Source organism: Paraburkholderia agricolaris, assembly GCF_009455635.1.
GTDB lineage: Bacteria > Pseudomonadota > Gammaproteobacteria > Burkholderiales > Burkholderiaceae > Paraburkholderia > Paraburkholderia agricolaris.
On record NZ_QPER01000002.1, the window covers coordinates 461,858 to 486,694 of the forward strand.

22 protein-coding genes are annotated in these 24,837 nt (G+C 59.6%); 20 read left to right on the plus strand and 2 right to left on the minus strand.

Annotated elements, in window-relative coordinates; genetic code table 11:
* Positions 1–47: 47 nt before the first annotated feature.
* From GH665_RS23580 to GH665_RS23625, 10 genes are all read left to right on the plus strand, one after another.
* Positions 48–1,106: an ABC transporter substrate-binding protein gene (locus tag GH665_RS23580; RefSeq protein WP_246216338.1), complete on the plus strand. Its 1,059-nt coding sequence runs from the start codon at positions 48–50 to the stop codon at positions 1,104–1,106.
* A gap of 13 nt (positions 1,107–1,119) precedes the next feature.
* Positions 1,120–1,569 carry a RidA family protein gene (locus tag GH665_RS23585; RefSeq protein ID WP_153139374.1) on the plus strand — a complete coding sequence of 150 codons (450 nt, stop codon included), beginning with the start codon at positions 1,120–1,122 and terminating at the stop codon, positions 1,567–1,569.
* 11 nt (positions 1,570–1,580) lie between these two features.
* Positions 1,581–2,528 carry a PDR/VanB family oxidoreductase gene (locus GH665_RS23590; RefSeq protein ID WP_153139376.1) on the plus strand — a complete coding sequence of 316 codons (948 nt, stop codon included), beginning with the start codon at positions 1,581–1,583 and terminating at the stop codon, positions 2,526–2,528.
* Between the two features lie 222 nt (positions 2,529–2,750).
* Complete coding sequence (locus GH665_RS23595) at positions 2,751–4,160, plus strand: OprD family outer membrane porin (RefSeq protein WP_153139378.1); 1,410 nt, start codon at positions 2,751–2,753, stop codon at positions 4,158–4,160.
* 19 nt (positions 4,161–4,179) lie between these two features.
* Positions 4,180–5,496, plus strand: a complete 1,317-nt coding sequence (locus tag GH665_RS23600) for a cytosine deaminase (RefSeq protein ID WP_167530997.1) — start codon at positions 4,180–4,182, stop codon at positions 5,494–5,496.
* Positions 5,497–5,572: 76 nt separating this feature from the next.
* Complete coding sequence (locus GH665_RS23605) at positions 5,573–6,763, plus strand: alpha-hydroxy acid oxidase (RefSeq protein WP_153139383.1); 1,191 nt, start codon at positions 5,573–5,575, stop codon at positions 6,761–6,763.
* A gap of 24 nt (positions 6,764–6,787) precedes the next feature.
* Entirely contained in the window at positions 6,788–8,461 is a 1,674-nt protein-coding gene (ilvD, locus tag GH665_RS23610; protein WP_153139385.1) for a dihydroxy-acid dehydratase, read from the plus strand.
* Positions 8,462–8,589: 128 nt separating this feature from the next.
* Positions 8,590–9,069, plus strand: coding sequence for an Lrp/AsnC family transcriptional regulator (locus GH665_RS23615; protein WP_153139387.1), 480 nt, complete (start codon positions 8,590–8,592; stop codon positions 9,067–9,069).
* A 238-nt stretch (positions 9,070–9,307) separates the two neighbouring features.
* On the plus strand, positions 9,308–9,670 hold the full coding sequence (locus GH665_RS23620) for a porin (protein ID WP_281357407.1): 363 nt from the start codon (positions 9,308–9,310) through the stop codon (positions 9,668–9,670).
* 163 nt (positions 9,671–9,833) lie between these two features.
* Positions 9,834–10,586, plus strand: a complete 753-nt coding sequence (locus GH665_RS23625; RefSeq protein ID WP_153139390.1) for an IclR family transcriptional regulator — start codon at positions 9,834–9,836, stop codon at positions 10,584–10,586.
* 106 nt (positions 10,587–10,692) lie between these two features.
* On the opposite strand, the gene GH665_RS23630 is transcribed toward GH665_RS23625, so the two are convergent.
* Positions 10,693–11,259 carry a VOC family protein gene (locus GH665_RS23630; protein WP_153139392.1) on the minus strand — a complete coding sequence of 189 codons (567 nt, stop codon included), beginning with the start codon at positions 11,257–11,259 and terminating at the stop codon, positions 10,693–10,695.
* A gap of 144 nt (positions 11,260–11,403) precedes the next feature.
* Here GH665_RS23630 and GH665_RS23635 point away from each other — a divergent pair, with 144 nt between their 5' ends.
* From GH665_RS23635 to GH665_RS23645, 3 genes are all read left to right on the plus strand, one after another.
* Positions 11,404–12,255, plus strand: a complete 852-nt coding sequence (locus GH665_RS23635; RefSeq protein WP_153139394.1) for a fumarylacetoacetate hydrolase family protein — start codon at positions 11,404–11,406, stop codon at positions 12,253–12,255.
* 60 nt (positions 12,256–12,315) lie between these two features.
* On the plus strand, positions 12,316–13,860 hold the full coding sequence (gene mhpA / locus GH665_RS23640) for a bifunctional 3-(3-hydroxy-phenyl)propionate/3-hydroxycinnamic acid hydroxylase MhpA (protein WP_153139396.1): 1,545 nt from the start codon (positions 12,316–12,318) through the stop codon (positions 13,858–13,860).
* Positions 13,861–13,965: 105 nt separating this feature from the next.
* Entirely contained in the window at positions 13,966–15,297 is a 1,332-nt protein-coding gene (locus tag GH665_RS23645) for an MFS transporter (RefSeq protein WP_246216340.1), read from the plus strand.
* Between the two features lie 343 nt (positions 15,298–15,640).
* On the opposite strand, the gene GH665_RS23650 is transcribed toward GH665_RS23645, so the two are convergent.
* Positions 15,641–16,645, minus strand: a complete 1,005-nt coding sequence (locus tag GH665_RS23650) for an aldo/keto reductase (protein WP_153139398.1) — start codon at positions 16,643–16,645, stop codon at positions 15,641–15,643.
* 310 nt (positions 16,646–16,955) lie between these two features.
* Here GH665_RS23650 and GH665_RS23655 point away from each other — a divergent pair, with 310 nt between their 5' ends.
* From GH665_RS23655 to GH665_RS23685, 7 genes are all read left to right on the plus strand, one after another.
* Entirely contained in the window at positions 16,956–17,675 is a 720-nt protein-coding gene (locus tag GH665_RS23655) for a carboxymuconolactone decarboxylase family protein (protein WP_246216341.1), read from the plus strand.
* Between the two features lie 91 nt (positions 17,676–17,766).
* Positions 17,767–18,669 carry a LysR family transcriptional regulator gene (locus GH665_RS23660; RefSeq protein WP_153139402.1) on the plus strand — a complete coding sequence of 301 codons (903 nt, stop codon included), beginning with the start codon at positions 17,767–17,769 and terminating at the stop codon, positions 18,667–18,669.
* A 123-nt stretch (positions 18,670–18,792) separates the two neighbouring features.
* Positions 18,793–19,554, plus strand: a complete 762-nt coding sequence (locus GH665_RS23665; protein ID WP_153139404.1) for a glucose 1-dehydrogenase — start codon at positions 18,793–18,795, stop codon at positions 19,552–19,554.
* A 23-nt stretch (positions 19,555–19,577) separates the two neighbouring features.
* Positions 19,578–20,372: a shikimate dehydrogenase family protein gene (locus GH665_RS23670; protein ID WP_153139406.1), complete on the plus strand. Its 795-nt coding sequence runs from the start codon at positions 19,578–19,580 to the stop codon at positions 20,370–20,372.
* Between the two features lie 251 nt (positions 20,373–20,623).
* Positions 20,624–21,469: a 3-deoxy-8-phosphooctulonate synthase gene (gene kdsA, locus GH665_RS23675; RefSeq protein ID WP_153139408.1), complete on the plus strand. Its 846-nt coding sequence runs from the start codon at positions 20,624–20,626 to the stop codon at positions 21,467–21,469.
* Between the two features lie 227 nt (positions 21,470–21,696).
* Positions 21,697–22,764 (plus strand): alanine racemase, encoded by a 1,068-nt coding sequence (alr, locus tag GH665_RS23680; RefSeq protein ID WP_153139410.1) that lies wholly within the window; start codon positions 21,697–21,699, stop codon positions 22,762–22,764.
* A gap of 122 nt (positions 22,765–22,886) precedes the next feature.
* Positions 22,887–24,821, plus strand: a complete 1,935-nt coding sequence (locus GH665_RS23685; RefSeq protein WP_153139412.1) for a putative bifunctional diguanylate cyclase/phosphodiesterase — start codon at positions 22,887–22,889, stop codon at positions 24,819–24,821.
* The last annotated feature ends 16 nt before the right edge of the window (positions 24,822–24,837 follow it).

The following is a 24,837-nucleotide window of genomic DNA, read 5'->3' on the forward strand; positions in this document are numbered from 1 at the left end:
CGAGCGTCGACAACGTTTTCGTGATCCTACGATATGGAGCAGAACCCATGAAAAATATTGTACGGGCAGTTCTATTTGCCGCCGGACTTGCCGCGACCGCACTCATGGCGTGCGGGCCGACTTGCGCCTCAGCCGAGGACAAAGTGATCCTTGGCACCGACTGGAAAGCTCAGGCTGGTCACGGCGGCTTTTACCAGGCACTCGCCGACGGAACCTACAAGAAGTATGGGCTCGATGTCGAGATTCGAGAAGGCGGTCCACAGGTGAACAACCGTCCCATGCTGTCCGCCGGCAAGATCGATTTTCTGATTGCCGGAAATTTGCTGCTGTCTTTTGACAATGTGAAGAACCATGTTCCGACGGTGGTGGTGGCGGCCGTCAATCAGAAGGATCCGCAAGCGTTGATGGCGCATGAAGGGGCCGGATTTAACACGTTCGCCGACTTGAAGAAAGCCAAGGTCATTCTGGTTTCGAAAGACGGGCAATTCAGCTTCTGGCAATGGATGGTTGCGGAAAAGGGCTTTAAGGACGAGCAATTGCGTCCTTACAACTACAGCATCGCGCAGTTTCTCGCGGAACCAGGCGCGGTGCAGCAGGCGTACGCGACAGCGGAACCACTTTACGCCGAAAATGCGGGCGTCAAGACACGTACATTCCTGCTGGCCGACGAGGGCTGGAATACCTACTCGTCGACGATCGAAACACGTTGGGACATGGTGAAGAACAAGCCCGACGTCGTGCGCCGCTTCATCGATGCGTCGATTATCGGTTGGTACAACTTTCTCTACGGGGACCACAGCGGCGCTTACGGGCTGATCGAAAAAGAGAATCCCGAAATGACCCAGGCGAAGCTCGATGCGGAGGTCGCGAAGATCCGACAGCTTGGACTGATCGATTCCGGCGATGCGTTGACGAAGGGTATCGGAGCAATCGATACCGATCGCGTGAAGAGTTTCTACGACAAGATGGTCAAGGCTGGTCTCTACAAAGCGCAGGACGTCGACATCAGTAAGGTCGCAACTAACCAGTTTGTCGACAAAGGAGTCGGTCTGGATTTGCGCAAGAAACTGGTCGGTCAAAGCGTTGCTTCGGCAAACGCGCGCTAACGGAGAAAGACGTATGAGTTCGACAATTGCAAAGCCGCTTGCAAAGTATGCGCCGTACAAGCGCAAAGGCAACCTCATCTTTCTGTCCGGCATCATCGCTGTCGATCCTGAAGCAGGGAAGATCGTACAGGGCTACGGCGACGTTCCTCACGACGTGCGTGAAAAGATCGGAAAGACCGGGGAGTTCTCCGTCGATATCAAGGAGGGTCAGATTCGGGCGCAGTCCTGGTATGTGCTCGACCGTATTCGCGCGACGATCGAATCGGCAGGCGGCAGCATGGCTGATGTATTCAAGCTTGTGCAGTATTTTCGCGACCTTCGTGACTACCCGAGCTACAACCGGATCCGGGGGATGTTCTTTGATGGCGATCCTCCGGTGTCCACGGTGGTGCAGGTGTCGGCCATGCTGCCGGACGAGTCGATTCTGGTCGAGGTCGAAGCTACTGCGTGGCTGCCGGAATAATGGAGGCAAGGATGGAGAGCACCCTGCAGGTACGAGTCGCGGAAGTGATCGAAGAGACCGCCGAAATACGTCGTTTTGAACTCGTGGCAGAAGGAGGCGGGGAGCTCCCCGCCTTCGAGGCAGGCGCACATATCGACGTGTATGCGGGCAGCACAGGCATTCGGCAGTATTCGTTATGCAGTGCGCCATGGGAGCGGCACCGTTACGTAATCGGCGTAAAGCGTGAACCGCAAAGCCGCGGCGGCTCGGTGTGGATGCATGACACAGTGCGGCCGGGCGCATCGATGACGATCGGGATTCCCCGCAATAACTTTGCGCTTGAGACAGCAGCGGACAGACATCTGCTCTTTGGAGCCGGTATTGGAATTACCCCATTGCTTGCAATGGCGGAAACCCTCGCGCGAAATGATGCCGAATTCACGCTTTACTACTTCGCTCGCTCGGCTGCGCACCAGGCGTTCAAGACGCGCCTGGCGGGATCGCCGTGGGCTTCCAGAGTGCGCTATCAGTTAGACGACGGCGGCCCGACTATCGACCTCGCCGCGGAACTGGCGGCGGCGTCTCCAGCAACGCATCTGTATATGTGCGGTCCGCAAGGTTTCATGGATGCGGTCAGGCGAGCTGCTTCGTCATGGCCGGACGAGAATGTCCATCTGGAATACTTTGCCGCGGAGCCCGTCGAGCATGTGGACGGGGACCAGCCGTTCGAGATTGAACTGGCCCGTAGTGGCGAGAGATTCCACATTGGCCGAGACGAAACGATTGCGCAGGTTCTGCTCGATGCCGGCGTCGATATCATGACGTCCTGCGAGCAAGGCGTATGCGGCACCTGCGTGACGACTTATCTCGACGGTGAGCCGGAACACCGTGATTTTTGTCTGAACAGGCGAGAACGCGAGACCAGGGTTGCACTTTGCTGCGCTCGCGCGAAGACGGCCACGCTGGTGCTAGACCTGTGACGCGTCAGAAGCCATTGCGTTGAAGGGCTAAGCGGCGCTGAAACGATAGCATTCTGGTTATCGTGTCTCTTATAGAAATCTGGTTTTATTAATAAATTTAGGATTACTTTTTGTAGTGATCTGTAGTCTGAATTTTTGTCTGTCAGTGTTGGATGATGAATGCAATAAAGAGTGCGTTGCATCGCAACGCTAGCCAAACAAAATGTTGAGTCAGGGACTAACATGAAGGCTTATGCACCACGCGCCGTCTGCTGTCGAATCGGCTTGCAGATAACGCTATCGGGGATCTTGGGGTTGCCACTTTCTGTTTTAGCACAGACGGCGGATGTAACCGTTCCCGCTTCAGGTGTGGATTTCGCAGAGCAAAAGGGACAGGACACTGTCGAGCATGCTGCCGCTGCCGCCGCTTCTCAGGCCACGCCTCCCAGTCATGGGGATGCGGCGAATCTCGTAGAGATGTTCACGAAGGGTCAGTTCTTTGGCGATATCAGAACAATCTATTTCTCGTCGCACAATGCTTTCTACCAGTCCGGACTGAATCAGAATACCGCTAGCTATGGCGGCGGAATCGGCTACAAGACCGCTAACTTCTACGGATTTTCCTTGGGTGTTAGCGGCTACATCCAACGCGGCATTGATCACTCGGATGATCCGACGAAAGTCGATAGCTATCTTGGACCCAACATTACGGCGTTGGGTATGGCCTACCTGAGGTGGGAGCATAAGGATTTCAGCGTGACCGCGGGTAATCAGGAGTTGGACGTTCCGTTCGCATCGACGTATGACTGGCGGATGGCCCCGCAATTGTTTCAGGGCGTGACGGCAAAGTACGGGGACGCGGACAACTACGTCACCGCTTTCCGGATGTTTCGATTCAAATCCTATATCGACAACTCGTTCACCAGGCAGACTACCTATAACGCCAACATTGACCCGTACTCTCCCGTTGGCAATCAGGAGACCAACGGATTCTATGGCATAGGAGGTGTTCGCACAGTTCCGCTGGATCCCATAGCGCTTAAAGGTCAGGCGTGGTACATGGGCTATCTGGACTACGCCCGCATGACGTATCTGGAGGGGCAGGTGAACCTTACGCAAGGTGCGATCCAGCCCTTCGCAGCTGCCCAGTTCTTTTATGAAACCGGTGACGGCAAACAGTTACTTGGCCCGATCAACAGTCAGGTGTACGGCGTACAGCTTGGACTCAAGCGCAACTCGCTGTTGCTTAGTTTCGGGTACGACTACATCAAACCTCATGGCGGCTCCTATCTCAATGGTGCACTCGTGACGCCTTACGCGCACTACGTTGCATCGGGTCCACTGTTTGCCCAGCCGTTCTTATCCAGTACACAGGATCTTGGCGCGGGGAGTGCTTTCGCGATCGACCTGAACGGTGCGCCGACTTCCAACCTGTTTGTTGGTTTTCGATATTCCTTCATGGACCTGAAGAACAGTCCGGGTGCGGCGAGTCTGGACCAGTCGGAGTATCTCGTCTACGCGATCTACTCGCTCGGCGGCAAGTTCAAGGGTTTCAGCATAGCGGACTTTCTTGCCTATGATAGTTCGCCGACCTACAAGAGCAAATTCGTTCAGAACCGGTTGACACTTCAATATGCCTGGGGACCACAGTAAGGTTCCCGGGGGAAATACCATGATCTCGCGCGAACTGGAAACGTTGAATCAGGCGGGTGCCCACGACGGCTACTGGATCTGCAACGCTAGCGTGCCGCAAGCGTTGATCCACGAAACGGCATCGGCCCATCGCGAGAAGAATCCGTCGCAGCCTGTGCCGGTCGCACTTAAGCTGCGTGGCGACCGGATCGAACGAATCGTGCCCGAAGCGGTCGATGACGGTTCTCCCTGCTTCAATCTGGACGGCGGCCTGCTTTTGTCAGGATGGGTGGACGCGCACACGCATCTCGACAAAGGCCATATCTCACCGCGTGCCGGTGTCAGCGGCGGCGGGTTACTTGCCGCGATCGAGGCTACCCGGGGTGACTTACGGCACTGGACACATGATGACCTTGAAAGGCGGATGTCGTTTTCATTGCGCAGTGCGCTGGCCTATGGAACGCGCGCTATGCGCACGCATATCGATTGGGAGCAGTCCGCGACGCCATTAGCGTGGGATGTCGCGCAGGGGTTGCGCCAGGAATGGGCAGGCCGCATCGATCTGCAATGCGCGGCCTTGCTTCCTCTTGAGATGTTTGGTGACGTTCAGACGGCTGAACACGTCGCACGCACTATCGCCGGCGGCGGGGTACTCGGCGCGTTTGTCTATCCGATGGCGAGGCAGCGCGAGTATATCGAGCATATGTTCTCGCTAGCCGAGCGTTTCGATTTGTGGCTCGACTTTCACGTCGATGAACACCTCGAAACGAATGTGGAGGGCATCAGATCGATTCTCGATGCGGCGCGACGCCGGCAGATGGGAGGCCGCGTGCTGTGCGGACATTGTTGCGCGTTAGCGGTAGCACCTCTCGACATCACTCGCGACGTACTGGCGGATTTTGCGAGCCTGGGCGCGACTGTGGTGAGTCTGCCATTCACGAATCTTTATCTGCAGGACAGGCGAGCTGGCGTCTCGCCGCGGCTACGCGGCATTTTTCCGCTGCTCGAGGCTGCGGAGGCGGGCGTGCGAGTCGCGCTGGCGTCGGACAATCACCGTGACCCGTTCCTGCCGTTTGGCGATCTCGATCCGTTGCAGACGTTGACGCTCGCGTCGTTTGCTGCGCATCTGGCCCAGCCGTTGGAGTGTTGGAGTTCGACTGTGACGACGACGCCAGCCACGGCGCTGAACCTGCCATGGGACGGCGTATTGCGTGAAGGCGGCCCGGCTGATTTTGTACTGCTGCATGCGCGTGATAGCACGGAGGCCTGCTCGCGTTGGCAAGCTGACCGGATGGTGGTGCGCGGTGGACGCTTTATCGATACCCGCTTGCCGGACTACCGGGAACTGGATTCTTGATATGCGCCAGCGGGAACCGTGGCAAGCAGTTGAAGCGATAAGCCACGCTAAATAAAATTCAGGAGACGAAGGCGACATGCAAAATATCACCAACATCGAAGATCTGCGGCAGGTGGCAAGACGCAAGATACCGCGCGCCATATTCGACTACGTCGATGGAGGTTCATATGACGAGCGCACACTGCACGGCAACCGCGCGGACCTTGAGTCGATAAAGTTGCGCCAGCGCGTGATGGTGGACGTATCGAAGCGCTCGCTCTCGACAACGATTCTCGGCCAACCCGCCGCGCTGCCACTGGCAATCGCACCAACGGGTTTGACGGGGCTGGTGCGAGGCGACGGTGAGATTCTGGCCGCACGCGCTGCGCTTGCCGCAGGCATTCCATTTTGCTTGAGCACGATGTCGATCTGTTCACTGGAAGATGTCCGTGCCGCGGTTGACCGACCATTCTGGTTTCAACTGTACGTGATGCGTGATCGCGGTTTTAGTCAATCATTGATCGAGCGAGCCCGTGCAGCACACTGTTCCGCCTTGGTATTGACCGTCGATTTGCAGATTCAGGGACAGCGGCACCGGGATATAAAAAATGGGTTATCCGTTCCGCCTCGACTCACGCCGGCCAATGCACTCGACATCGCGATGAAACCCGGCTGGGTGCAGCGCGTGCTATGCGGAAAGCGCAAAACGTTCGGCAATCTTGCCGGACACGTGCCGGGTTCGAACAATCTGAACACCGTGTCGCAATGGATCGCGGGTCAGTTCGATCCGTCGCTCAGTTGGCGAGACGTCGAATGGGTGCGCAAGCTGTGGCCCGGCAAGCTGATTCTCAAGGGCGTTCTCGATCCTGTCGATGCAAAACTGGCGACCGAAGTGGGTGCCGACGCGATCGTCGTATCGAACCACGGTGGACGCCAACTGGACGGTGCGCCGTCTTCAATTGAAGCGCTCCCCGCCATTGCCGAGCGCGTGGGCGAACAGTGTGAAATTCTATTTGACGGCGGTGTTCGTTCGGGACAGGACATTCTGAAGGCGCTTGCTTCAGGCGCTCATGCCTGCCTGACGGGCCGGGCTTTTCTGTACGGTCTCGGCGCGTTCGGTGAAGCGGGGGTGATGCGCGTGCTCGATATCTTGCGAAGCGAGCTTGATGTCAGCATGGCATTGAGCGGTTCCACCGACGTTCGCAACGTTTCGCGCGACATTATCTGGTCGGCGGCAGCACGCGCTCTAAACAGAATCGAGCCAGCTCCCGATGCTGTCGAAGCGTGAGATTAGCTAACCTAAGGAAATGCTATGCAATACAACCGTCGTTCGAAGAACATCACGCAAGGCGTGGCACGCTCCCCGAACCGCTCGATGTACTACGCACTCGGCTATCAGAAGGACGACTTCGACAAGCCGATGATCGGCATCGCCAACGGTCACTCGACCATCACGCCATGCAACGCCGGCCTGCAGCGTCTGGCCGACGCGGCGGTGGCCGCAGTCAAGGGTGCCGACGCGAATCCACAGATCTTCGGCACGCCGACGATCTCGGACGGCATGTCGATGGGCACCGAAGGCATGAAGTACTCGCTGGTATCGCGCGAAGTGATTGCCGACTGCATCGAGACGTGCGTGCAGGGGCAATGGATGGACGGCTTGGTCGTGATCGGCGGCTGCGACAAGAACATGCCCGGCGGCATGCTCGGCATGTTGCGCACCAACGTGCCGAGCATCTACGTGTATGGCGGCACGATCCGTCCGGGCAACTGGAAGGGCACCGACCTGACCATCGTGTCGTCGTTCGAAGCGGTGGGCGAATTCACCGCCGGCCGGATGTCACAGGAAGATTTTGAAGGGATCGAGAAGAATGCGTGCCCGTCCACGGGTTCGTGCGGCGGCATGTACACCGCCAACACGATGAGCTCGTCGTTCGAAGCGCTGGGCATGTCGCTGCTGTATTCGTCGACGATGGCCAACCCCGACCAGGAAAAGGTCGATTCGGCCGCCGAATCGGCGCGCGTGCTGGTCGAAGCGGTCAGGAAGGACCTGAAGCCGCGCGACATCGTCACGAAGAAGTCGATCGAAAACGCCGTGGCCGTGCTGATGGCAACGGGCGGCTCGACCAACGCGGTGCTGCATTTCCTCGCCATCGCGCATGCGGCCGAAGTGGAATGGACCATCGAAGACTTCGAGCGCATGCGCAAGAAAGTGCCGGTGATCTGCAACCTGAAGCCGTCGGGCCAGTTCGTCGCGACGGATCTGCATAAGGCGGGCGGCATTCCGCAAGTCATGAAGATTCTGCTCGACGCAGGTCTGCTGCACGGCGATTGCCTCACGATCACCGGCAGGACGATCGCCGAAGAACTGAAGGACGTGCCGGGCAAGCCGCGTGCCGATCAGCAGGTGATCTTCCCGATCGAGCAGGCGCTGTACAAGGAAGGCCACCTCGCCATCCTCAAGGGCAATCTGGCCGTTGACGGCGCAGTCGCCAAGATCACCGGCCTGAAGAACCCTGTCATTACCGGCCCAGCCCGCGTATTCGACGACGAGCAAAGTGCACTGGAAGCCATTCTGGCCGACAAAATCGTCGCCGGCGACGTGGTCGTCCTGCGCTACCTCGGGCCGAAGGGTGGCCCCGGCATGCCGGAAATGCTCGCGCCGACCTCGGCGATCATCGGCAAGGGGCTCGGCGAAAGCGTCGGCCTGATTACCGACGGCCGTTTCTCAGGTGCGACGTGGGGCATGGTGGTCGGTCACGTCGCGCCGGAAGCGTTCGTGGGCGGCACGATCGCGTTCGTGCAGGAAGGTGACTCGATCACGATCGACGCGCACAAGCTGCTCCTGCAACTGAATATCGACGACGCCGAACTGGAACGCCGCCGCGCCGCCTGGCAACAGCCGAAGCCACGCCATATACGAGGCGTGCTGGCCAAATTTGCGGCGCTGGCAACGCCAGCCGACAAGGGCGCAACGACCGGTTAATGTCTTTGCGATGAGCCTGGGGTTCCGTGGTGAGTCTTTGCCACGGAACACGGGCACGATTGATCGCAGCGCGACTCGTGGCATGTGTCGAGCGCGTCGATGAACGCGCTGTATTGAGGAGGTGAGCGATGGCGAAACATGAACTGGATGAAATCGACGTCAGAATTCTCGAGGAACTACAGCATGACGGTTGTATAACGAACGTCGAACTTGCATCGCGCGTCAACCTGTCGCCGTCACCCTGTCTCGCGCGCGTGAGGTCGCTCGAATCGCGCGGCATCATAAAGCAACGTGTCACGTTACTAGGCGCGGAGCAGCTTGGACTCAACGTGAACGTATTCATCCAGATTTCGCTCGACAAACAGGTGCGCGACGCCCTCGACACGTTCGAACGTGCCATTCGAGGTCTACCCAACGTCATGGAGTGTTACCTGATGTCCGGTGACGCGGACTATCTCATTCGCGTCCTCGTCCGTGACGTTCATGCGCTCGAGCGGCTCATCGTGGACCAATTGACGCGCATCCCCGCTGTGTCGAATATCCGCTCAAGCTTCGCGCTGAAACAGGTGATGTATAGCACCGCACTACCCGTCACGTCCGTGCGGTAAGGTCTGTTGCATCGTGGCGTGCGGCGCATGCTCTGACGAATCGCCCGTTTTGGCACGCTGATGCTGCTCATAAGGCGGGGGATTCACAGTTCGTGATTGATCCGCGCGAAGTGGGCCACGATAAAACAGGTCGTGATCAGCGAGATCGGTCGCCGGCGGAACTCGCGCGGCAACTTCAATTTGTCGCGTCACTGACCCGCACGCAACGACGCCGTTCGCCATCGACTACCAGGCGATCCTGGGCATCGGCGCGTCTTACACACTCGGTAACCTGATCATGGCCGGCGATTTTAGCGACACGACGTTCCACGGGTTTGGCCGCTCGTCGTCGATGAAAGTCTTCGAACCCGGTGTGCGATATCAGATGACGCCGTCGCTTTCGTTTGTTTCAGCCTATCGGTACACCATGTTCGAGGGACACCATTGGCATGAGGTCGCACTGGCGACACATTATCTGCTGTCGAAGCGGACCGAACTCTATACGTCGGTCGACTGGATGCGTGCGTCGGAAGGTGTGGATGCGGTGATCGGCTACAGCTTTACGCCGTCGACTACGCGCAATCAGACGGCTGTTCGGGCGGCAATACGCCACGTCTGGTAGAAGCAGGCTCGTTGCGCGGGGAGATATGGGCTAGCCGCGAGCGCAAGCGAAACTCTGACAGTACACGTTCGTGGCTGAACCTTCCCGCGGTCCGATTGGGGCGGCTGGCTCGCAAGGCGTCTCGGTATAATCACCCAACCCTTCCGAGACCGGAGACCGACCTTTGTCGAGCATTGCGAAACTGCTGTCCATCCTCGAACTTCTGTCCGAGGTCCGGCCCGTCCTTTCCGCCGAGGACGCCGCCGCCGAACTGGATTGCTCGGTGCCCACTGCCTACCGCTATCTGCGTGAACTAGTCGAGTCTGGCATGTTGCAGCGGTTTGTCGGTGGTGAATATGGTCTCGGTCCGCGCATCATCACGCTCGATTACCACTTGCGTGTCTCTGATCCACTGCTGAAAGCCGGTCAGCCAATCATGCGCGAGCTCGTCGAGCATTCGGGATTCGACGCCGTCATGTCGCGTTGGTATGGCAACGATCTCGTCGATACCCATCGCGAAACGCACGACCTTACGCTTGATCTGCGCTATGGCCGGGGCCGCCCACGCCCGCTCTTCCTGGGCGCGGCGCCCAAGGCGATTCTCTCGACCTTTCCCAAGGCGAAGCTCGCCACATTGTTCGAGCAGTACCCCGCAGATATTTGCGCAAGCGGTCTCGGCGACTCGCTCGAAACATTCCGGTCCAGTCTGCTAAAGATACGCCGCGCCGGGTTCTATCTGTCGAAGGGCGAACTGGAAGCGGGCGTTTCGGCCATCGCGTCTCCGCTCTTCGTCGACGCATCGGGTGAAGCCGTAGCCGCGCTTGCACTCGTCGTGCCCGATCACCGCCTCGAGTTCGTGAACCAGGAGCGGATCGCGGGCGCCGTAAAGGAGGCGGCCGCGCGCATTTCGGCTCGCGCGAGTCAGCTTGAACTGTGAGCAGCGCCCCGATTGACTGTTGACTGCGTGCGGTCTATCTGTTTACCGGTTGTGGGCCAGCCCGCGCTCGGTGTTTGCATGGAGGGTATGGTCGGCAACACCTCCCTCATGCAATGCCCATGCGAGCGGCCATTTCTCTCTCCCAATCCTTGCGTGGCCGGAAACCGGGCAGCGTGCGCGCGTGCCGCTCGACGTCCGCGAGCAGTTCGGCGTCTGGCAGCGTGAAGTCGACCGGCATCCGCATTGGTTGATCGACGTACCACGGCGTGTCAATGAATATCTCCAGCCGGTTGCCTTCCGGGTCGCGCGCATAGAACGAAATCGCGTTGCCGTGCGTAACCGGCGTGATCTCCTCCATCTCTTCCTCCACGAAGCGCCGATGAAAGCGCTTGAGCGTGGCGAGGCTGTCCGCTTCGAATGAAATCTGATTGATCGGGTTGAAGGGTAGCGTCTCGGGCCGCCCGCTCGCCAGCACGATCTGATGATGGACCGCCGGGTCGCGGCTTAGAAACACGAGAGCAACCGGACCGCGCGGCGTCGGCAAGGTGCCGCGGTCCGTGACCGTGAATTCGAGCACCCGTGTGTAGAAGTCTTCGACCCTGGCCATATCGCATACATAGAAACCCATGTGGCTCAGTGAGAGGCCTGTTCGTCTAACGTTCGGTAGAGACATGCTGTCTTCCTTGGTAGTGATAAACCCTGGCAAAAATCGGATTGTGTGTCGCTTGTTTGTGAGTGTATTATCAAATAACGATAAATGCACAAGAAAAATGTCGAAATTTAGAGATTGGGTTCACACTTTTATCAACGGAGCATCATGAAACTCGCCAGCTTTTCTACCCAGCAACACCAGTCGTTCGGTGTCGTCCGCAACGGATCCGTGTTCGACCTGCGCAAGCGCCTCGACGGCCAATACGTCGATCTCAAGGCACTGATTTCAGCCAACGCGTTCGCCGAGGCACAGCGCGTAACGAGTGAGGGCGAGGGCGACTATCCCCTCGCCGAAGTCACACTCGAACCGGTCATTTCCAATCCGCAGCAGATCTTTTGCGTCGGTTTGAACTACGCAGAGCACGTGAAGGAAACCAATCGCGAGACCACGGAGAATCCAGTGATCTTCATGCGTCTGCCGGCGTCGCAAGTGGGCGCGGGCCAGCCGATGCTGCGTCCGCCAGAGTCCATGCAGTTCGATTACGAAGGTGAGATCGCAGTGATTATTGGGCGCGGCGGGCGTCGTATCGCCGAGGCCGACGCGTGGAACCACATCGCTGGCTATAGTTGCTATAACGATGGATCGATCCGCGATTGGCAGCGCCATACGGGTCAATGGGGTCCCGGCAAGAATTTCTTCCGCACGGGCGCGTTCGGACCATGGATGGTCACGAGTGACGAGATCGAACCGAACGCGGTCATGACGCTAGTCACGCGTCTAAACGGTGTGGAAGTGCAGCGCGCCACCACCGAAATGCTGATTCATGGCATTGCGAAACAGATTGCCTATCTCTCTACCTTCACGCCGCTGTTTCCCGGCGATGTGATCGTCACCGGCACACCCGGCGGCGTGGGTGCGAAGCGCAATCCACCGCTTTTTATGAAAGCCGGCGATGTGGCCGAAGTCGAGGTCGACCGCATCGGCACGCTTTCCAATCCGATCGCCGACGAAGCGTAAGAACGAGCGCGCCGCTTGCCTTGGCACGCGGCATCGTCAACCCTGATGCAGGTAAATGTGATGAAGGATTTCGTCGAGACTTCGGCGAGCGCGGCGCCGGAATATGATGTTGCGATCATCGGCTTCGGACCGACGGGCGCGACCCTCGCCAATCTGCTCGCGTTGCGCGGCTTGAAAATCGTGGTGTTCGAGCGCGACAAGGACGTCTTCGTCCTGCCGCGCGCCGTGCACTTCGACGCTGAATGCATGCGCGTATTTCAGACCATCGGCATTGCCAACACAATGCTGCCCAATCTATTCGTCGGCCCCGGCATGAAGTTCGTGAACGAAGACGGCGAACTGCTGATCGACTGGAGCCGGCCGTCAGGCATCGGCCCGCACGGCTGGTGTGCGAGTTACAAGTTCCACCAGCCGGACCTCGAACGCGCGCTGCGCGCTCAGCTCGCAACGAGCGGATGCGCGGACGTACGCCTGCGCCACGAAGTGTTTGCTCTCGACGAGCACCACGGCGGCGTACGCATCCGTTTCGAGGACACGGCGCAAGGGCGCATTTCGCATACGACGGCGCGTTACGTCGTGGGATGCGACGGCGCGCGCTCGACGGTGCGCCGCTTTCTCGGCACTGAACTGGCCGATCTGAAATCGCACGAACGTTGGGTCGTGGTCGACGTGCTGCTGGAGCGCGAGCGCCCCGACCTCGGCGACTACTCGATCCAGTATTGCGATCCTGGTCGCCCCATCACCTACACCCGCGGCCCGCACAACCGCCGGCGCTGGGAAATCATGGTGATGCCGGGCGACGACGAGCGCCGCATCGCTACATCGGACTGGATCTGGGAACGCCTCGCGCGCTGGATCACGCCCGTCGACGGTCAGCTTGAGCGCTCAGCGATTTACACGTTCCATTCGGTGATCGCGCAAGGTTGGCGACGTGACCGCTTGCTGATCGCGGGCGACGCTGCCCATCAGACGCCGCCGTTCATGGGGCAGGGCATGGCGGCGGGCATCCGCGATGCGTCAAATCTCGCGTGGAAGCTCGCCGATGTGATTGAGGGAGCATTGCCCGAGTCGCTGCTCGATACCTATGAAAGCGAACGTCAACCGCACGTGAGGGAGTTCATCGAAACGGCCGTGCAGCTTGGCGCTGTGATTCAGACGACGGATCGCGATGCGGTTGCCGCGCGCGATCGCGAGATGACTGCGGCTATCCGTGAGTTCAAAACACCGCAACCGCGTCTTGGCGTCGGCTGGCACGCAGGGGAAGCCGGTGGGCAGATTGGAGCGCAGCCGTCGCTTGTCGATGGCTCACGTCTCGACGATGTGGTCGGCTACCGCTTTGCGCTGGTCGCCGAGGAAGCGGTCGCGCAGCACGCCTACCAGGCAATGACTGACACGGAGCGCAAACGGATCGCGATTATCCCGGCCACGGTCGGTGCGTTGCGCGAATGGCTGGCTTCGGGATTGGCTTCGGCGGGCGCGGGCGCCGTGCTGCTGCGCCCCGACCGTTATATCGCCGGAGTCGCGAGTGATATGGAGGGCGTGGACGCGCTGCTCAAGCGCGCGGGTGCCCATTGCGGATCTGTGCAGCGGGACGAGGCGGCGTAATCGTCGGCGGAGCGGTCCGGCAGCCGGCCGCTTCGTATAGTCGCGGGCACCGGGCAGAGATTCCGATGTGCCGTATGAGCCGTTATATAACATTCAGGAGAACAAATGGAGACGAAACCCTCGCGCATACGTGTCGCGGCATCAACCGGCACGCCTGGCCTGAACCGCGCCCAATGGAAGATGATTCTGATCGCGAGCCTGGGCGGATCGCTGGAGTTCTACGATTTCGTGATCTATGGGTTCTTCGCCCATTACATCGCCGCCCGTTTCTTTCCCGCTACCGATCCACTCGTCAGCATGTTGCTGGCGTTCTCGGTGCTGGCTATCGGATACGTCATCAGGCCTGCGGGCGGCATCGTGCTCAGCAGCCTCGGCGACCGCATGGGCAGGCGCCCTGTGTTCATCGCTTCAATCGTTATCATGACTTCGGCGACTATCTGCATTGGTCTGCTGCCAGATTACGCGCAATGGGGCGTTGCCGCGCCCATCGCGCTCATCACGCTACGCGTGCTGCAGGGCTTCTGCGTGGGCGGTGAAATGCCCGGCGCGATCACGTACGCGGTGGAAGCAGCGCCGCACCGCGCGGGCCTTGCGGCGGGCGTGATCATCTGTGCGGTCAACACCGGCGTCATGCTCGCGACGATCGTGAACCTTGTCGTGCAATCGGCACTCTCGCCCGCCGACGCAGCCAATTACGGCTGGCGCATCGCGTTTCTCGTGGGCGGTCTGTGCGGTGTCGTGTCCTATTTGCTGCGCCGCAATCTCGACGAGTCGCCCGAGTTCAAGCAGATGCACGGCGCCGTCGTCAAACAGCCGTTTCGCGAGACCCTGCGTCATCATCGCGGGCCGGTGGTGGCCGGCGCTCTCTCGATCGCCGTGATGGCGGGTTTCAACGGCGTGCTATATGGGCACATGCCCGCGTATCTGATCGAAACGCTGCACTACCTGCCACGCGAGGCCGCGGTGGCTCAGAACGCGTATCTGGTCGTCAGCTCGGTAGGCCTTCTCGGCGCTGGTTGGGCGGGAGATTATGTGCCGCGTCGTTATTTGCTGCGTTTTTCCTGCGTATTGCTCGCCGCGCTAGCGTGGCCGTTCTACAGCGCACTCGCTGCGCACACCACGAACCTCACGCTGCTCTTCGTGCTCGCCGCGCTGGTGTTTTCGCTTGCGAGCGGGACATGGGCCGCGGTACTTGCGGACTTCTTTCCAGTGCAAATCCGTTTCAGCGGTATTGCGCTTGCGTATAACGTTTCCGTGCTCGTGTTCAGCGGCTTTGCCCCGCTTCTGTGCGCGACCTTCATCCGCGCGACTGGCTCGCCTGCAGCGCCTGCGTGGTACGTGACCGGCTGTGCTCTCGTCACGCTGGTTGCAAGCCTTGCGCTACGTGCGTCCTCGCGTGTACCGCAACCGGGCGCCGGCGTCACGCAAACCGGGTGATCTGGCGTTTGCTGCGCGCCAACCTGGCTCGCTAAACTCATGCATTCGATATTTAGCCGGCAATCGCAGGGCGAACCCGCAAGGTTCGCCCGTTTTTCTTTGAGGGCGATTGAATCGCCCTGTTCAAGTCGCCACGACCGTTCACCCCAGCCTCCAAAGCGAGAATGCTGGCGGCAGCGCTGGATGAAACGCCTGCTCTAGTCGGCGCGATACGTGCTGCAGCGATGCGAGGGAATGCGTCGACGCTATTTCCGAGATTGCAGAAGCAGGCGTGCTGGTGCGGAAATACCGGTGCCGAGGGAGCAATGCCTCCAAGGAAATCGATTCGACTCCCTACGCTGCGTCAACCAACCCGGCGACCTTCGATCGGATACCCCGGATCTGTATACCCCGGCGTCGACGCATGGCCGGGCGGCACCAGGCTATCGACAAACTTCTCGTCTTCGGGTCCCAGTTCCACATTCAGCGCTTGAACATAGCTGTCCCAATGTGCCTCGGTGCGAGGACCGGCGATAGTGGAGCTGACGAATCGGTTCTTGAGCACCCACGCCACGGCGAAGGCAATTGAATTCGTACCGCGTGCCGCGGCATGAGCCGCGAGCTTCTGCGCGATCGCCAGCGATTCGGGGCGCCATTCGGTCTGCTGGATGCGCTTGTCGCCGCGCCCCGCGCGCGAGTCGGCCGGCGGTGCGCCATCCAGCGCATATTTGCCGGTCAGTACGCCACGAGCAAGTGGGCTATAAGGTATGACGCCGAGACCATAGTGTGCCGCCGCGGGCAATTGCTCGATCTCGGCGGTGCGATCCACCATGTTGTAGAGCGGCTCGCTTGCGACCGGCCGATCGATGCCGAACTGATCGGCCAGACGCACGATTTCGGCGATGCGCCAACCGCGGAAGTTAGACAGGCCGAAGTAGCGAACCTTGCCCTGGCGAATCAGGTCGCCGATCGCACGTACGGCTTCGTCGAGCGGTGCGTCGAGTAACGCGCGATGGAAGTAGAGAATGTCGATGTAGTCCGTGCCCAGGCGTTTGAGGCTTGCATCGACTGACTGAATGATCCACTTGCGCGACTGCCCCTGTTCGTTAGGGCCTTGAGTGGTCGGGTAGCCGAACTTCGTGGCGATCACCCAACTGTCGCGTTGCCCGGCGACCGCGCGTCCCACGATCTCCTCGGAACGGCCGGCGTGGTAGACGTCCGCCGTATCGATGAAATTGACACCCTGATCGAACGCCTTGTCGATGATGCGCTTCGACGTGGTTTCGTCCGTTTCGCCGCCGAACATCATCGCGCCCAGACACAGGGGCGAAACTTTAAGGGCGCTGCGGCCCAGATATCGATAGTCCATTACTTTTCTCCGTGCAGGTTTTTCCCGTGGTTTAGATCATAGAGACTCATCGTCTAGAGATTAAGTCCATTAAACCGCATGCTGTTATGAACCTGATTCATAAGTGCTTGCGGAATTTAGCGTCTAGTCACGCGCGCGCGAGATGATTAGATTGGTCATGAACCCGCGGACATCCCGCGCCACGCGCCCGATTCGACCGCTGCTCACCTCATCTACAGAACGGAATCGCAAGATGAAATATTTTGCCGTAGCAGCGACGGTGCTTTCTTTGGGGCTTGGCGCCTGTTCGCAAATCGAAAGGACAACCGATATGACGAAAGTAGCTTCTCTTCCGCCGACATCCACACTCGATGCCATGCGCACTATCTCGCCGGCGCTGGAGCATTACACGAACGGCGTACTGCTCGGCGATCTCTGGAAGCGCCCGCAACTGTCGGCCCGGGATCGCAGCATTGTTACGCTAGCGGTGCTGATTGCGCGCAATCAGACCACCGATATTCCGTTTTACCTGAACCTGGCGCTCGACAGCGGCGTGAAGCCGGATGAGTTTTCCGAAATCGTCACGCATCTGGCGTTCTATTCCGGTTGGGGCAATGCGGCGTCGGCTGTGGTGGCCGCAAAGCCGGTTTTCGATAAGCGCGGGATCACGCTATCCGGGCTGCCGGCGGTTCCGGGCGAACAGCTTCCAATCGACGAGGCCGCGGAAGCTCAAAGGGCAACAGTCGTTGAGAAGAACTTCGGTGCGGTCGCGCCAGGTGTCGTGCACTACACGACGCAAGCACTTTTTCATGATCTCTGGCTGCGTCCGGGCCTCAAGCCCCGAGATCGAAGCCTGGTGACGGTCAGTGCGCTTGTCGCCACGGGGCAGTTCGCGCAACTGACGTATCACCTGAACCGTGCAATGGACAACGGCCTCACGAACGCGCAAGCCTCCGAAGTGATGACGCAGTTGGCCTTCTACGCGGGTTGGCCCAACGTATTCTCCGCGCTGCCGGTTGTAAAAGACGTGTTGGAGAAGCGGCCGGGCTAGTACAGCCGCGATTGGCATGACGAATTTAGTCAATGCGCTCACGTGTGACTAGTGGTTAAATCCCACCAACACCCATGAGATCGGTTCATCAATGCCACGCGAAAATTTCAACGATCTGCTCGCCTTCATCGCTGTTGCGCGCGAACGCAGCTTCACCCGCGCGGCCGCGCAGCTAGGTGTGTCGCAATCCGCGTTGAGCCATACCATTCGTGCACTCGAAAGCCGGCTTGGCCTGCGCTTGCTGACGCGGACCACGCGCAGCGTGTCGCCTACCGAAGCGGGTGAACGCATCCTGCAGAGGGTGGCGCCTCGCTTCGTGGAAATCGAAGCTGAACTGATGGCGGTAACCGAACTCCGCGACAAGCCTGCCGGGACGATTCGCATCACGGCGACAGATCACGCCACCAACACGGTTCTCTGGCCCAAGTTGTCCAAAGTGCTGCACAAGTATCCGGAGATCAAGGTCGAGATCATGACGGACTATGGCCTCACCGATATCGTCGCGGACCGCTACGATATCGGCATCCGCCATGGCGATCAGGTCGCGAAAGACATGATCGCGGTTCGCATTGCCGCGGATATGAAGATGTCGATCGTCGGCTCGCCGGCGTACCTGGAGAACAAGCCGCAGCCGAAGAAGCCTCAGGATCTGATGCAGCACAACTGCATCAATTTGCGTCTGCCGACACTCGGCGGGTTCTATGCCTGGGAGCTAAAAAAGGGCAGTCGTGAAGTTCAGGTGCGCGTGGAGGGTCAGCTCTCATTCAACGGCAGCTATCACATGCTCGACGCCGCGCTGGCGGGCTATGGCCTTGCCTACCTGCCATCGGATCTGGTGCAAGCTCACGTCACGGCGGGACGTCTTGTTCGCGTGCTCGACGACTGGTGTCCAACGTTTCCAGGTTTGCACGCGTACTACGCGAGTCGCTCGGAGTCCTCGCGAGCCTTGGCGCTGGTTATCGATTCGCTGCGTTATCGTCCGAAGACGGATTGAAGGTGGCGCAGCGTCTCCGGGATTCATGACTATGGTTCATGAGGGTTTGCGGTTTCATGGGCTTAATAGAAAGAACAACTATCCCTATCATCTGGCTTACTAAACGATTGAAGCGAGCCAGATATGAACATCACTTTCGAAGGTCAGGTCGCGCTTGTGACCGGCGCGGGCTCCGGCATGGGGCTGACCACGGCTCAGGCATTCGCCGAAGCCGGTGCTGCGGTAGTTCTCGCGGACTTTAATGAAGCGGCAGTTCGTTCCGCTGCCGAACAACTCGTATCCGAGGGGCACAAGGCCATCGCGGTGCGATGCGATGTGGCCGATGAGGCTCAGGTCAAGGAAATGGTCGATCTGACTGTAGCCACCTTCGGCCGTCTGGATGCCGCGTACAACAATGCCGGCATCAATAGTCCGGTCGCGGAAACGGCCGATGCCAGCAGCGAAGAATACGAGCGCGTGATGGCGGTCAATCTGCGCGGCGTCTGGAACTGCATGAAGTACGAGTTGCAGCAGATGCGCAAGCAGGGCAGCGGCGCAATCGTCAATTGCTCGTCGCTGGGTGGACTGGTGGGTATTGCGGGCCGTGGCGTATATCACGCATCCAAACATGGCGTTCTGGGACTGACGAAGAGCGCCGGCCTCGAATACGCTGCACGAGGCATTCGCATCAATGCGATTTGCCCCGGCATTATCGCAACCCCGATGGTCACCGGCATGATCGAGCGTGAACCTGAGGCGATGGATGCGTTGATGAAAGAGCAGCCCATTGGACGGCTCGGCCGCCCCGAAGAAATTGCCTCGGCGGTACTCTGGCTGTGCAGTCCTGGCGCCAGCTTCGTGATCGGTCATGCGCTCGCTGTCGATGGTGGCTACACGGTACGTTAAGGGGCGTGAGCCTGGATAGCAGAATGCCTGAGAATCTGACTGGCGAGTCGCGTTTGTTTCCGATCATTGGAGACCCGATCGTATTCGTCAAATCGCCGCAACGCCTGACCCGTGGCTTCGCAGCACGAGGGCACAACGGCATCTGCATCCCGATGCAGGTGGCGGCAGGCAATCTGGACGTTGTCATGCGGGGGCTCACGAGCACGCCGAATGTCGACGGCCTGCTGGTTACCATGCCGCACAAATTTACGGCGTTCACGTACTGCGCCAGTAGCTCCGGGACGGCGAGATTGCTCGGCGGGGTGAGTGTGATGCGCCGCAATTCAGACGGGACCTGGCATGGCGCAATGCTCGACGGGCTGGCTTTCGTGAAAGCGCAGATCGACGCGGGCGCGAGGCCCGAGGGCGCGCGAGCGCTGCTGGTCGGAGCCGGCGCCGCGGGCAGTGCGATCGCCATCGCGTTGCTCGAAGCAGGCGTTCGCGAACTGATCGTTCACGATGCCAACGCGTCTCGCGTCGAGCAGTTGATAGCGGTGCTAGGCAATCTGGGGCGCGGCCGGGTGCGCGTCGGTCCGGCAGACCCGGCGGGCTGCGATATGGTCTGCAATGCGACGCCAATGGGTATGGCAGCCGGCGATCCGTTTCCCGTCGCTGCGAAGCTGCTTACTTCTTCCATGTTCGTGGGCGACGTTGTCGCCGGGCATGGCGTGACGCCATTCCTGCGGGTAGCTCAGACCGCTGGCTGCAAGACGGCGAATGGTGTACAGATGGTCGAGGCTGTACAGGACATGATGCTCGATTTCATGCTCGGTCAGTGATCGCGAGCGCCGATTTCACAACAGCGTGAGTTCAAACAACTTGCGTGTCTCTTCCTGCTTCTTCCCGCGAAGGAATGCCGCTCCCGGTCATTGGAGCAAGGTTGTCCGGCGTTCCGGTGGTAGTCTCTGCATGTCAACAGCTCGCACCGTTCTACACACGCGGGCTGATGCATTGAGCGACGGCGAAGATTGTTTCCACATCGGCGCGCGTGGTCGCGCGGATGTGGTTTATCAAATGTAGGGGGAACATCATGAATATCAATATCGCACCGGGCGTGACGCTCGGCAACACGCTGCCGTTCGTACTCTTCGGCGGCCTGAATGTACTCGAAAGCCTCGATTTCACGCTGGACGTGTGTGAGAAGTATGTCGAAGTCACGCATAAGCTGAACGTGCCGTTCGTATTCAAGGCCTCGTTCGACAAGGCGAACCGCTCATCGATGCATTCGTATCGCGGGGTTGGGCTGGATGAAGGGCTCGAGATACTAAGCGCGGTGAAGCAGCGATTTGGCGTTCCGGTCATTACGGACGTGCACGAAGTCGCGCAGGCGCGCCCGGTTGCCGACGTCGCCGACGTGCTCCAGGTGCCGGCGTTTCTTGCCCGTCAAACGGATCTGGTGGTGGCGATTGCGGGCACCGGTAAGCCGGTCAATGTGAAGAAGCCGCAGTTCATGAGTCCGTCGCAGATCAAACACGTGGTGGCGAAATGCAATGAGGCTGGCAATCGCCAGGTGATTCTGTGCGAGCGTGGCAGTTCGTTTGGCTACGACAACCTCGTCGTGGATATGCTGGGGTTCCGCGAGATGCGCGACGCGAGCGACAACTGCCCGGTGATATTCGACGTCACGCACAGTCTGCAACGCCGCGATCCCGCGAGCGAAGCATCCGGCGGCCGTCGCCGCCAGGTGGTCGACCTCGCTCGCGCCGGGATGGCAGTGGGGCTGGCCGGGCTCTTCCTCGAGGCTCACCCGGACCCTGATCGTGCGCGCTGTGACGGTCCAAGCGCATTGCCGCTTCATCTGCTCGAAGCTTTCCTATCGCAGATCAAGGCGATCGACGATCTCGTGAAAAGCCAACCGGTGCTGGATATCCAATGAGCGCTCGCGCCGGAGGGTGTCGTTCGTGCTGCGCTGCGAATCGACACTTTCCGGCCGGGCAGAATCAGGTGCAATCAGACGGAAGATAAACCTGAAAATCAAAACAATACATTAACAAAAACTGGCTGAGGCTCGATACGATAGTGGAAAACGCTGCCTGTCACGCATAACGCTGGTTGTTAGCAACAGGCATCTATTCCCTTTCCAAACAAGCATCAACGCCTCCTATGCCACGCCCCATCGTTGCGCAGATTCATCCCGACGCAGTTGCCCATAATCTCTCCGTCGTCAAACAGCGGGCACCTCGATCACGGGTTTGGGCCGTGGTCAAAGCCAACGCATACGGACACGGCATCGAGCGCATTTTCCCGGCGCTCGCGAGTGCCGACGGCATCGCGCTACTCGATCTCGACGAAGCGGTCCGCGTGCGCGAGTTGGGTTGGACCAGGCCGGTGCTTCTTCTGGAAGGTATCTTCCGGCCGGATGATGTGCAGATCGCTCAACAGTTCGATCTTTCCATAGCCGTGCATTGCCGTGAGCAACTCGATCTGTTGCGCCTGTCGTCGTCGGGCAAGCGCGTCAACGTGAATCTGAAAATGAACTCCGGCATGAATCGCCTCGGCTTCCGGCCCGACGCATACCGCGCCGCGTGGGACGAAGCGAAATCGATTCCGGGTATCGCGGACATCACGCTGATGAGCCATTTCGCGAATGCGGACGAAGGCGACGTTGCATGGCAGATGGATCGTTTCGATGCGGTGACTCAAGACATACCGGGTCAACGAAGTCTCGCGAATTCCGCAGCCGTTCTGTGGCATCCCCAGGCGCATCGCGACTGGGTGCGCCCGGGTGTCGTGCTCTACGGCGGTTCGCCCACCGGTCAGTCGCGCCACATCGACGACGTGGGCTTGCGCGCTTCAATGTCGTTCAGAAGCGAAGTGATCGGCGTGCAGTCGTTGTCGGCGCAGGAAACAGTCGGCTATGGTCGCGCCTTCGCCGCGAATCGTGAAATGCGCATTGGCGTGGTTGCCTGCGGCTATGCGGACGGTTATCCCCGGCACGCATCCACGGGTACGCCCATCGCGGTCGATGGCGTGATGACGCAAGTGGTGGGCCGTGTTTCGATGGACATGCTGACCGTCGACCTGTCGCCTTGCCCGCATGCGCAGATCGGTTCAAAAGTCGAGCTATGGGGTGACCAGGTCAGGATCGACGAGGTCGCCCACGCTTCGGGAACGATCGGATATGAACTGATGTGCGCGTTGGCAAAACGGGTGCCGGTGGAAGTCGTTTGAGCGGCACTGTCGTTGCACAAGTTTGATGAGTCCGGAGCAGGGCTGAGGCTTTGCACCGGACACTTTTGGTTTACGTGATAATTGCGCGGGGTGTTCCACTAACCATTAAAAATGCGCAGGTCATGGCTTTCAGCGAACCAAGGTCTCCATTTTTTAAATGGGTAGTGTCCTCCGCTCAGAATCTGAGCGCTGACAATCGGCAAATATTGCTTGCCAATCTGTTCACTCGAACCGCGTCGATTGTATTTGCTTCGATTTGCGAAATCAGTGTTTGCGCGACCGCCTACTACCTGTATCCAACGGCCCTTTACGCGGCGTGGGGCTGCGCCGTGGTCGCGTTGCTGATTGCGCGTCTCACGCTGATCTGGCTATCCGACCGGCGCAGCGCCCGCAATCTGCCGACTCCTACCTCAGCCTTTCTCCTCGCGAGCCTGCTCTGGGCTGTCGTATTCGGCATTGGCACGTTTTTGTGCAATATCAGCGGAGACCAGACGCTTTTTCTGCTCGGCAACGTTTGCGCGGTGGGTGTGATCGGCGGACTGGCCGGACGCAACGCGGGCACGCCCCGGCTCGTGCTTCTGCAGATTTCGTTCATTCTCGGGCTATTGGCTTGCGGGGCGGCGCTTTCTCCCGGTTCCGGCAAGCTCGTGCTGCTGTTCCAGGCGCCGTTTTGCGCCGCAGGTTTTTTTACTGTGGCGTTGCGCAGCAATCGCGACATCGTTGCGCTACTGCTGGCGCGCGAAAGCAGTCACCGGCTCGCCCACCATGACAGTCTCACCGGCCTGCCCAATCGCGCGCGCATTAACGAGCTTCTGCTGGAGCGCACCGCGGCAGGCTCGTTGCGGCAGGACTATCGATTCGCGGTTCTGCTGATCGACCTCGACGGTTTCAAGGCGATCAATGACAGCCTGGGCCACGCCGCCGGCGATCAGATTCTTCAGGAAGCCGCGATTCGATTGCGCGAAGTGCTGGCGGCCGGCGGCCTGGTCGGACGCCAGGCGGGCGACGAGTTTGTCGCCATTACCGACGGCACGGCGTCGACCCGCGACGTCGATTTGCTGGCGGACCGCATCGTCAAAACACTCGCGCGTCCTTTCGCACTGACCGAGGCATTGGTGCACATCGGCGCCAGCGTGGGCGTCTCGCTCTATCCGGAGCACGCAACCACCGGGCCGCAATTGCTCATCTGCGCGGACCGCGCGTTGTACGCAGTCAAGCGCAGCGGCAAGAGCGCCTTCGCGATCTTCGATGCGGTTAGACACGCCTCCGACGAAAGTTTGAGCTTGCTGCGCAGCGACCTGGAAGGCGCGATGCAGTCTTATCGCGATCTGCGCATGGAGTACCAGCCGATTGTCGATCTCAGCGACGACACGATTTCCGGCCGCGAGGCGCTGCTGCGCTGGACCCACCCGACCCGCGGCGAGCTTTCTCCTTCAGCCTTCATTCCCACTGCCGAACGTACCGGCCTCATCCTCGCACTCGGCGAGTGGGCCTTGCTGCAATCCTGCACGGAAGCGGCCACCTGGCGCGATGCGGTGAGCGTCGCGGTGAATGTTTCGCCGGTGCAGTTGCGGGAGGAGTCGTTTGCGTCGACTGTCGCCGCGATTCTTGGCAAGACGGGATTGGCGCCGGCACGTCTGAATATCGAAGTCACGGAAACGGTGTTGTTGAGCGACGATAGCGTCACCCGGCAAAATGTCGAGAAGCTGCGTGCGTTGGGAATCGGCCTCGCGCTCGACGATTTCGGCACGGGTTTTTCAACCATGTCGACACTCGTGCGTTTCTCATTCGACAAGCTCAAGATCGACAGTTCGTTCGTCAAGGAGTCCGTACATCGGCGCGAATCCGCGGCTGTGGTTCGCGGGATTGTGGCTTTGGCACGGGAAATCGGCATGCCGACCACGGCGGAAGGCATCGAGACGCAGGAACAGCTGAATTTTGTGCGGGTTTGCGGATGCACGCATGCCCAGGGTTTTCTTCTCGGCAAATCGGTCCGGGGTGAGGAGATCCCGCAGCTCGAAAAGAACCTTGCCGCGCATTCCGCCGATAAGGTGTGAGCGGTAGCGTTGCAAG